Origin of the sequence: Photorhabdus temperata, from assembly GCF_025384845.1 — a bacterium.
GTDB classification, from domain to species: domain Bacteria; phylum Pseudomonadota; class Gammaproteobacteria; order Enterobacterales; family Enterobacteriaceae; genus Photorhabdus; species Photorhabdus temperata.
On the sequence record NZ_JAJAFX010000208.1, the window covers coordinates 1 to 654 of the forward strand.

The 654-nt window shown below is 43.1% G+C and carries 2 protein-coding genes; one reads left to right on the forward strand and one right to left on the reverse strand.

Going from position 1 to position 654, the window contains the following annotated elements; translation table 11 throughout:
• Positions 1-309: phage tail fiber protein (locus LGZ99_RS24590; RefSeq protein WP_449301378.1), on the forward strand; the 309-nt coding region annotated here is incomplete at its 5' end.
• Here LGZ99_RS24590 and LGZ99_RS24595 read toward each other — a convergent pair.
• Positions 260-654 (reverse strand): phage tail fiber protein (locus LGZ99_RS24595; RefSeq protein ID WP_449301379.1); only part of this gene is annotated, 395 nt, incomplete at its 5' end. The two genes, LGZ99_RS24590 and LGZ99_RS24595, sit on opposite strands and share 50 nt — an antisense overlap.

Consider the following 654-nt stretch of genomic DNA (forward strand, 5'->3'; position numbering starts at 1 on the left):
ATCGTCCCGGCAGACAGTAACGGGTTAAATCTTATCTGGGTTAATGAATATGTAGATATATCCAGTGGTGATATAACAATTGAGTGTTACCATCGTCAAAATACAGACGCGCCGAAATTTGCTCAAAATAAGCGCGTCAAAAGTATAACTGCAACAGGGGAAGTCGTTTATTACAATGATGGTGAGCTATGCGACATCCCCGATGGACGAGTGATTAATGTTCGTGTGCAAATGCCGGCATCTGATGATGAGAAAGCTGCTACTGTTCCAGTTCCTTCTGATGATGATCCTGCATCTCCCTCTGCTTAACGTTCCACACTGAATCTTCAGGCATTTGGACTCTAACATCTAACCGGCAATTCTCTGGAATATCGCAAGGCTCTCCATCTTTGTAGAAAACACGTTCATTGTTAGCATCGATACACTTAAGTCGCCAGTTCTGAAAGCGTGTCGGTAAATGTAAGTGCTGACGATGAAATGTTTCAATGATGATAGAGCCGTCACTCTGCACTCTGTCATCAACGAAAATCAGTTCAAGATTGTTATTGTCTTTCGGTACTGAGATACCACCGTGAACGCCCCAGCCCATGTCTGTGTTATAGCCACAAACATTAGAGATACGGTATATACCTGTTCCTTCTTTCATCACTTCCG